The 8624-nt window shown below is 74.2% G+C and carries 7 protein-coding genes and 1 pseudogene; all 8 read right to left on the minus strand.

Annotated elements, in window-relative coordinates; translation table 11 throughout:
• Nucleotides 1-129 precede the first annotated feature (129 nt).
• Nucleotides 130-1707: an NADH-quinone oxidoreductase subunit N gene (locus AB0N76_RS38325; protein WP_363565478.1), complete on the minus strand. Its 1578-nt coding sequence runs from the start codon at nt 1705-1707 to the stop codon at nt 130-132.
• A gap of 59 nt (nt 1708-1766) precedes the next feature.
• The gene (locus tag AB0N76_RS38330) at nt 1767-3323 is read right to left on the minus strand and encodes an NADH-quinone oxidoreductase subunit M (RefSeq protein WP_363565479.1); all 1557 of its coding nucleotides are present in this window, start codon (nt 3321-3323) and stop codon (nt 1767-1769) included.
• A 104-nt stretch (nt 3324-3427) separates the two neighbouring features.
• On the minus strand, nt 3428-5449 hold the full coding sequence (locus tag AB0N76_RS38335) for an NADH-quinone oxidoreductase subunit L (RefSeq protein WP_363565480.1): 2022 nt from the start codon (nt 5447-5449) through the stop codon (nt 3428-3430).
• Nucleotides 5446-5823, minus strand: coding sequence for an NADH-quinone oxidoreductase subunit NuoK (gene nuoK, locus AB0N76_RS38340; RefSeq protein WP_363565481.1), 378 nt, complete (start codon nt 5821-5823; stop codon nt 5446-5448). Before nuoK ends, AB0N76_RS38335 begins: the two co-directional genes overlap by 4 nt.
• Nucleotides 5823-6533 carry an NADH-quinone oxidoreductase subunit J gene (locus tag AB0N76_RS38345; RefSeq protein ID WP_363565482.1) on the minus strand — a complete coding sequence of 237 codons (711 nt, stop codon included), beginning with the start codon at nt 6531-6533 and terminating at the stop codon, nt 5823-5825. Before AB0N76_RS38345 ends, nuoK begins: the two co-directional genes overlap by 1 nt.
• Nucleotides 6530-7099 (minus strand): NADH-quinone oxidoreductase subunit I, encoded by a 570-nt coding sequence (locus AB0N76_RS38350; protein ID WP_363565483.1) that lies wholly within the window; start codon nt 7097-7099, stop codon nt 6530-6532. The genes AB0N76_RS38345 and AB0N76_RS38350 overlap by 4 nt, the downstream gene beginning before the upstream one ends.
• On the minus strand, nt 7096-8049 hold the full coding sequence (nuoH, locus tag AB0N76_RS38355) for an NADH-quinone oxidoreductase subunit NuoH (protein ID WP_363565484.1): 954 nt from the start codon (nt 8047-8049) through the stop codon (nt 7096-7098). Before nuoH ends, AB0N76_RS38350 begins: the two co-directional genes overlap by 4 nt.
• 2 nt (nt 8050-8051) lie before the next feature.
• Nucleotides 8052-8624: pseudogene (locus tag AB0N76_RS38360) on the minus strand (NADH-quinone oxidoreductase subunit C); the annotation flags it as partial.

Genomic DNA, 8624 nt, shown 5'->3' on the forward strand with positions numbered 1-8624 from the left:
GGAGGAAGTCCATGCGGAGCATCGGCGACCGACGACAACGCGGCGAGGTGCGTGCCCAGGCGTCGCGGCCCCGGCATGATCCACAAGACACGCCCCACCCCGGGTGTCGTGGGAGGTGCGCGGAGCCGATCAGAACAGCGTGCCGCCGACCACCTGGAGCACCAGCTGCGGGGCCGCCGAGAGCACCACGGCGACCGAGGCGGTGAGCCCCAGGGTCGCGGTCAGCGAGGCGGGCAGGCGCCGCTCGGCGTCCTGGCCGACGGGCGTGACGACGCCCTTCGCACCCTCGGCGCCCTGCGCGCCCTCCTCCGCCGGGGTGAACAGCCGGGCCGTCCAAAGCAGGTAGTAGTACAGCGCGACGACCACGTTGACCGCCATCACCACGGCCAGCCAGCCCAGCCCGGCGTCGACCGCGGCCCGGAACACCACGACCTTGCCGAACAGGCCGATCACGCCCGGCGGCAGCCCGGCCAGGCAGAGCAGGAAGAACGCCAGCGCCAGCGCCGTCCAGCGGCGCCGCGCGAACAGGCCGCGGAAGTCGTCCACGCTGGTCCCGGCCCGGCGGCCGACCGCCGCCACCACACCGAAGGCGCCGAGGTTGACCACCCCGTAGATCAGCGCGTACGCGGCGGTGGCGCCCAGCGGGTCGGTCGCGGTCGGCGCGTAGCCGGCCGCGGCCAGCGGCACCAGCAGGTAGCCGGCCTGGCCCACCGAGGACCAGGCGAGCAGCCGCACCGCGCTGTACCGGGTGTCGAACCGCTGGCGCAGCGCGCCCACGTTGCCGACCGTCATGGTGACGGCGGCCAGCACCGCCAGCACCAGACCCCAGGTGTGCGCGTACGGGCGGAAGGCGATCGTGGTGACCAGCGCCAGGCCGGCCAGACCGGCCGCCTTGCCGACCACCGAGAGGTAGCCGGCCACCGGCAGCGGGGCGCCGGTGTAGGTGTCGGGCACCCAGAAGTGGAACGGGACGGCGGCCACCTTGAAGGCGAAGCCGGCCAGGGTCAGCACGGCGCCCGCCTCGGCCAGCGGCTTGAGCTGCGCGGGGGCGTGCTCCAGTCCGGTGGCGACGGCGCCCAGGTGCAGGCTGCCGCTCGCCGCGTAGACGAAGCCGACGCCGAGCAGCATCACGGCGGTCGCGGTGACGGAGGAGAGGAAGAACTTGAGCGCGGCCTCGGCGCCCCGGCCGTCCCGGCGCAGCGCCACCAGGGCGAAGGCGGGCAGCGAGGCCACCTCCAGGGCGATCACCAGGGTGGCGAGGTCCCGGGAGGCGGGCAGCAGGGCGGCGCCGGTGGCGCTGGAGAGCAGCAGGAACCAGTACTCGCCGCCGGGCAGCTTCTCGTTGTCGACGGTGTGCGCGCTGAGCAGGGCGGCGATCAGCGCGCCGCCGAGCGCGAGCAGCTGGAACACCAGGGCGAAGTGGTCCGCGACGTACGAGCAGCCCGCGTTGTCAGTGGCGCCTGTTACGTTCTGCGCACAGAAGGTGGCTCGGGGTGAGCCTCCGGTGAGCGGGAGGAGCGAGATGAGCGCGAGGGCGAGCCCGCCGGCGGTGAGCCGGCCCAGCCACCTCTTGTGCCGCGCGGGCAGGAAGAGGTCGGTGACCAGCACGGCGAGGGCGGCCAGTGCGGCGATCAGCGGGGGCGCGATCGCCACCCAGTCCACGGACTGGATCAGGCTGCCCGGGTTGGCTACGGCGAGGGAGGTCACAGTGGGCTGCCCCGTGAAGTGAGGTCCGAGTGCGGTACCGGTCGCGGTGCCGAGCATGATCAGCCACCCCCGAGGAGGTGCTTGACGGCGGGGTCGGAGAGGCCGAGCAGGAGCGCGGGCCAGAGCCCGGCGAGCAGGGTGAGGGCGGCCAGCGGCGTCCAGCTGGCGGCCTCGTACGGGCGCAGGTCGGCGAGCTCGGCCACCGGGGCGGGCTGCTTCGGGTCGCCCATGCAGACGCGCTTGACCACGATCAGCAGGTACGCGGCGGTGAGGAGGGTGCCGAGACCGGCCAGGACCATGTAGGTGACGAACGCGGGGCGCGAGAGGCCGTCGGCCGGGTCGAACGCGCCGAACATCGCGAGCAGCTCGCCCCAGAAGCCGGCCAGCCCGGGCAGGCCGAGGCTGGCGACGGCGGCGAAGGCGAGCAGGGCGCCGAGCCGCGGCGCCCTCCCGTACAGGGCGGCGCCGGTGGCGCCGGACAGGGTGTCGAGGTCTGCCGTGCCGTAGCGGTCCTTGAGCGCCCCGACCAGGAAGAACAGCAGGCCGGTGATCAGACCGTGCGCGATGTTGGCGAACAGCGCGCCGTTCACGCCCACCGGGGTGAGGGAGGCGATGCCCAGCAGGACGAAGCCCATGTGGCCGACGGAGGAGTAGGCGATCAGGCGCTTGAGGTCGCCCTTGGCGCCGGGGCGGGCCAGCGCCAGGCAGGCCAGCGAGCCGTAGAGGATGCCGACGGCGGCGAACGCGCCCAGGTAGGGGGCGAGCGTCGTGGTGCCGTCGGGGACGACCGGGAGGAGGACGCGGACCAGGCCGTAGGTACCCATCTTCAGCAGCACGCCGGCGAGCAGCACGGAGCCGACGGTCGGGGCCGCCGTGTGCGCGTCCGGGAGCCAGCTGTGCAGCGGCCAGGCGGGGGCCTTGACCGCGAGCCCAACCATGATCGCCAGGGCGGCGATCACCTGGGTGGAGTGGCTCAGGCCGGAGCCGTGGGCGGCGGCCAGGGCCTGCATGTCGAAGGTGCCCGCCTTCCCGCCGATCAGCAGGAAGCCGAGCAGCATCACGGCCGAGCCGAGCAGCGTGTACAGGATGAACCGGTTGGCGGCCGGCACCTTCGCCCCGCTGCCCCAGCGGGCGATCAGGAAGTACATCGGGATCAGCACGATCTCGAAGGCCAGGAAGAAGAGCAGGAGGTCCAGCACCGCGAAGGTGGCGAGCATGCCGACTTCGAGGAGGAGGAACAGCCCGACGAAGGCCCGGGCCGAGGGCACGTTCTCCCCGGACGGCAGCCGCCGCTCCGAGTACAGCGCGCAGAGGAAGGTGAGCAGCGAGGTCAGGACGATCAGCGGGAGCGAGACGCCGTCCACGCCGAGGTGGAGGCGCACGCCGATGGCCGGGATCCAGGCCACGTCGGTGGTGGCCTGCATCCGGGCGGGCTCGTCGTGGTCGAAGCTGGCCGCGAGCACGACGGTGAGCACCAGGACGGCGCCGGTCAGCACGGTGCTGAAGCGCAGCGCGCGGCGGTCGGCGGCGGTCGGGTCGGGGCCGAACACCGGGGCCAGGGTGAGCGCGGCGCCGAGCAGCGGCAGGACCAGGAGGGCGATGAGGACCGCGTTCATCGGGGGCTCCTAGCGACTACTGGGACGACGGACGGGGCGACGGACGGAGCGCCCGGCGGTACGAACGGCGGGGCGAACGGCGATGGAGGGAGGTACGGCATCGGCTACACCGCCACCAGGACGACCAGCAGGACGACCCCGGCGAGCAGCGCGCTGAGGTAGGTCTGCGCGTTGCCGGTCTGCGCGAGCCGGACGGCCCGGCCGAGCAGGTTGGCCCCGACCCCGCTGCCGCGCACGTACGTCTCCACGACCTCGCGGTCGAGGAAGCGGACGAGCCGGGCGGCGGCGCCCACCGGGCGGACGAACAGCGCGCTGTAGAGCCGGTCGACGCCGAAGCCGTGCCGGGCCGGGCCGAACAGCGGGCCCAGCAGGGCGCGCCCGGGGTCGGCGACGGCCGCCGCGGCGGCCGGGGCTCCGGCCTGCCCGGACTCCGCCGAGGCCGATCGGGCGGTGGCCGAGCGCCAGGCGCCGTACGCGAGCAGCACACCGACCACGGCGAGGCCGGTGCCGGTGACGGCGGTGACCGCCGAGGGCCGCAGCGAGCCGCCGTCCAGCAGCGCGGGCAGCCAGTCCGAGCGCAGGCCGGCGACGCCGAAGCCGATGGTCGGGACGGCCAGCACCCAGAGCGGCCAGCGCATCGCGGGCGGCTCGGCGGTGGCCGGGTCGGCCTCGTCCGGCTCGGGCGAGTACGGCGCGCCCGCCTCGTGCTCCGCCGACCCGGTGCCGGTGGCGGGGACCGCCGCCACGGCGCCGGCGGCCGCCGGGCTGTGGAACGCGACCAGGAACAGCCGGGTCGCGTACGCCGCCGTGAGCAGCGCGGTGAGCCCGGCCGAGATCAGCACGATCCACCCGGCCGCCTGCGGCACCGCCGAGGCCGGGCCGAGGCCGTTGGTGAGCGCCTCGCCGTTGGCGGCGTGCTCGGCGGCGGTCAGCACCGCCTCCTTGCTGAAGAAGCCGGCGAACGGCGGCAGCCCGACCAGGGCGACCAGCGCGATGCCCATCGTCCAGTAGGCGTCCGGGACGCGCTTGCGCAGCCCGGGCATCCGGGCCATCACCGAGATCGAGTTGGTGTGCGCGGCGTGGATCACCACACCGGCCGCGAGGAACAGCAGCGCCTTGAACGCGCCGTGGCTGACCAGGTGGAAGACCGAGGCCTCGCGGTCGCCGCTGGCCAGCGCGCCGGCCATGTAGCCGAGCTGGCCGACGGTCGAGTAGGCGAGCACCCGCTTGAGGTCGTCCTGGGCGAGCGCGCAGAGCGCCGAGCCGATCATCGTCACGGCGGCCATCACCGCCAGCACGACCAGCGCCGCGCCCGACAGCAGGAACACCGGCAGCAGCCGGGCCACCAGGTAGATGCCGGCCGCGACCATGGTGGCGGCGTGGATCAGCGCGGAGACCGGGGTCGGGCCGGCCATCGCGTCCGGGAGCCAGGTGTGCAGCGGGAACTGCGCGCTCTTCCCGGCCACGCCGGCCAGCAGGAGCAGCGCGACCAGCGTCGGGTGGCCGAGCCGCCCGTCGGTGGCGGCCCGCAGCACGTCCTCGATCCGGAAGCTCCCGGCGTCGGCGCCGAGCAGGAAGACGCCGAACAGGAACGGCACGTCGCCGAGCTTGGTGACCAGGAAGGCCTTCAGCGAGGCGGAGCGGGCGTCCTCGGTCTCCCAGTGGTGGCCGATCAGGAAGTACGAGCAGATGCCCATGACCTCCCAGCCGACCAGCAGCACCACCAGGTCGCCGGAGTAGACGACCAGGAACATCGCCGCCGTGAACAGCGAGACCAGCGCCGCGTACGAGGGGTAGCGCGGGTCGTCCTTGAGGTACGCGGTCGAGTAGACCTGCACGCAGGTGGCGACCAGGCCGACCAGCACCGAGATCAGCGAGCTGAAGCCGTCCAGGTGGATGGCGAGCGCGATGTCCGGGCCGCCGGTCGGGGTGAGCCGGGTGGCGGCGTCCAGGGCCTGGCCGCCGCCCAGCTGGAGCGCGACCACCAGGGCGAGCACGGCCGAGACGGCGACCGGCACGATCGCCAGCGGCCGGGCCAGACCGGGGGCGCGCTTGCCGGCCGCCAGGGTGGCGGCCGCGCCGAGCGCGGGCAGCGCGGGGACGAGGGCGGGCAGGGCGAGGTTCATGCGGCGGCCTGGCCCTTCAGCGCCTCGGCTCCGACCGGCGCCTCGTCGGCGACGGCGGTGGCCTCGGCCGGGTCGCCGAGCGCGGTGACCCGGTCGATGTCCGCCGTGCCCCGGGCCCGGAACAGCAGCAGGACGATGGCGAGCCCGAGGCCGATCTCGGCGGCGGCGATGGTGATGGTGAACAGGGTGAGCGCCTGGCCGGCGTGCAGCGAGTCGCGCAGCCAGGCGTCGAAGGCGACGAGGTTGAGGTTGACGGCGTTGAGCATCAGCTCGACGGACATCAGCACCAGGATGACGTTGCGCCGGGCGAGCACGCCGTAGACGCCGACGCTGAACAGCAGCGCGGCGAGGACGACGGGGTAGGCGAGGTGCATCAGCCCTCCTGCGCGGGAGTGGTCTCGGAGCCGTCCGCGGCGGGGGCTGCGGGAGCGGCCGCCTTGGGCGTGGTCGCGGCGACCGTCCCGTTGGAGCCGACCGGCTTACCGGCCCGGATCCGCCCGGCCCGGGGCGCCGGCACCCGCCGCCCGTTGCCGCGCGACAGCACGATCGCGCCGACCAGCGCGGCCAGCAGCAGCACCGAGAGCGCCTCGAACGGCAGCACCCAGGTCCGGAACAGGCTCGCGCCGGTCACGGCGGCCGAGCCGCCGCCCGCGCCGAGGTCGATCCAGGACGTCCGGAAGGCGTCCACGACCAGGGTCACCAGGGTCCCGGCCGAGGCGAGCGCCACCACCAGGGCGACCCAGCGGTTCTTCGAGTCGGCGTCCGGGGAGCGCCCGATCGGCGCCTTGGTCAGCATCAGTCCGAACAGCACCAGCACGACCACCGAGCCGAGGTAGATCAGCACCTGCACCCAGGCGATGAACTCGGCGGTGAGCAGCAGGAACTCCACCGCCAGTCCGCCGAGCGCGACCACCAGCCAGAGCGCGGCGTGCACCAGCTGCCTGGTGGTGACGGCGACCACGGCCGAGCCGAGCACCGCGATGCCGACCAGCAGGAAGACGATCTCCACCCCGGTCGGGGAGAGGAACGAGCGCGCGGCCGGGTCCAGCGACCCGGTCGCGGCGAGCAGGGTGGCGGCGGTCACTCGGCGTCACCCTTCTCCTCGACGGCGGCGGCAGCGGCGGCAGCCGCGGCGGCCGCCAGCTTGTCGGCGGCCTTCCGCGCGGTGGCGATCTCCTTGGGCTCCTCGGCCGCGGGGTCCAGCGCCGGCGGCGCCGGCACGGTCCACATCCACTCCCGGAGCCGGTCCCGCTCGTGGGTGAGCTCCAGGATGTCGGTCTCCGCGTACTCGAACTCGGGCGACCAGAACAGCGCGTCGAACGGGCACACCTCGATGCAGATCCCGCAGTACATGCAGAGCGAGAAGTCGATGGCGAACCGGTCCAGCACGTTGCGGGTGCGGGCGCGGGCGTTCGGGTCGGCGGCCGGCAGCGTCTCCTTGTGGGAGTCGATGTAGATGCACCAGTCGGGGCACTCACGGGCGCAGAGCATGCAGACCGTGCAGTTCTCCTCCAGCAGCGCGATCACGCCGCGCGAACGCGGCGGCAGGTCGGGCTGCACCTCGGGGTACTGCGCGGTGATGCTCTTCTTCGTCATCGTCCGCAGGGTGACGGCCAGGCCCTTGGCGAGGCCCGCACCGGGGAAACTCATGAGATCGCCACCTTGATGATGCCGGTGAGGGCGAGCTGGACGAGGGCGAGCGGGATCAGCACGGTCCACGCGAAGCGCATCAGCTGGTCCTCGCGCAACCGCGGGTAGGTCACCCGCAGCCAGATCACCACGAAGGCCAGCGCGAAGGTCTTGAGGATCGTCCACAGCCAGCCGAGCTGGTCCGGCAGCGGGCCGTGCCAGCCGCCCAGGAACAGCACCGCGGTCAGCGCCGAGACCACCAGGATGCCCACGTACTCGGAGAGCAGGAACAGCGCGAAGCGCAGACCGGTGTACTCGGTGTACGCGCCGAAGATGATCTCCGAGTCGGCGACCGGCATGTCGAACGGCGGGCGCTGCAGCTCGGCCAGGCCGGCCGTGAAGAAGACGAACGCGCCGATGATCTGCCACGGGATCCAGTACCACTCCCAGGCGTCCATGATCCCGGGCAGCGAGAGCGTGCCGGCCGCCATCGCCACGGAGGCGGCGGCGAGCACCATCGGCAGCTCGTAGGACATCAGCTGCGCGGCCGTCCGCAGACCGCCGAGCAGCGAGAACTTGTTGGCCGACGCCCAGCCGGCCATCAGCTTGCCGATCACGCCGACGCCCATCACGGCCAGCACGAAGAACAGGCCGGCGTCGACCGCCTGCCCGACGAAGCCGTCCGGGCCGACCGGGATCGCCAGCAGCACGAAGAGGTACGGCAGCAGCGAGACGGCGGGCGCCAGCTGGAAGATCCGCCGGTCCGCGTCGGCCGGGACGATGTCCTCCTTCTGCGCGAACTTCACGCCGTCCGCGACCAGCTGGGCCCAGCCGTGGAAGCCACCGGCGTACATCGGGCCGAGCCGGCCCTGCATGTGCGCCATCACCTTGTGCTCGGTCTGGCCGATGACCAGGGGGAAGGTGAGGAAGACGACCAGCGTGGCGACGCAGCGCAGCACCGTGTCCAACAGGTTCACGCGCCGTCTCCGTTCTGGCCGGCCGACTCGGCCGGCGGCTCGCTCGTCTTCTCCCCGGCCGCCGGCTTCGCGGGCTCGGCGGCGGGTTCGGCGGCCTCGGCTGCGGGCTCGGCGGGCTTCGCGGGCTCGTCGTGCGCCGGCACCGGGTTGTGCCAGGGCGCGTCCGCGGACTGGGTCCGGGCCGGTGCCGTCCGCTCGGGCTTCGCAGCCGGGGCGGCGGCCTCGGGCGTCCCGGGCGTCTCGGGCGTCTCGGCGGTCGCGGCCTCGGGGGCCGGCTGGCTCACCGAGCCGGCGGAGACCGACCTGGTCCGCCGCGGCCGGTCCGCCCGCACCGGCGGCGCGGCGGCCTCCGGCGCGGCGGCGACGCCCTCGGCGCCTTCGACCGGAGCGGCACCCTCGGCGGCCGGCTGGCTCGCCGAGCCCTCCGACACCGACCTGGTCCGCCGCGGCCGGTCCGCGCGCACGGCGGGCCCGCCCTCGGCCGAAGCGGCACCGGCCACACCGGCGGCAGCGGCACCGGCGGCAGCAGCACCGGCCGCAGCCGCCCGCGGCGTCCGCGCCGCACCCGC

The organism is Kitasatospora sp. NPDC093806, assembly GCF_040683335.1.
Taxonomy (GTDB): Bacteria; Actinomycetota; Actinomycetes; order Streptomycetales; family Streptomycetaceae; genus Kitasatospora.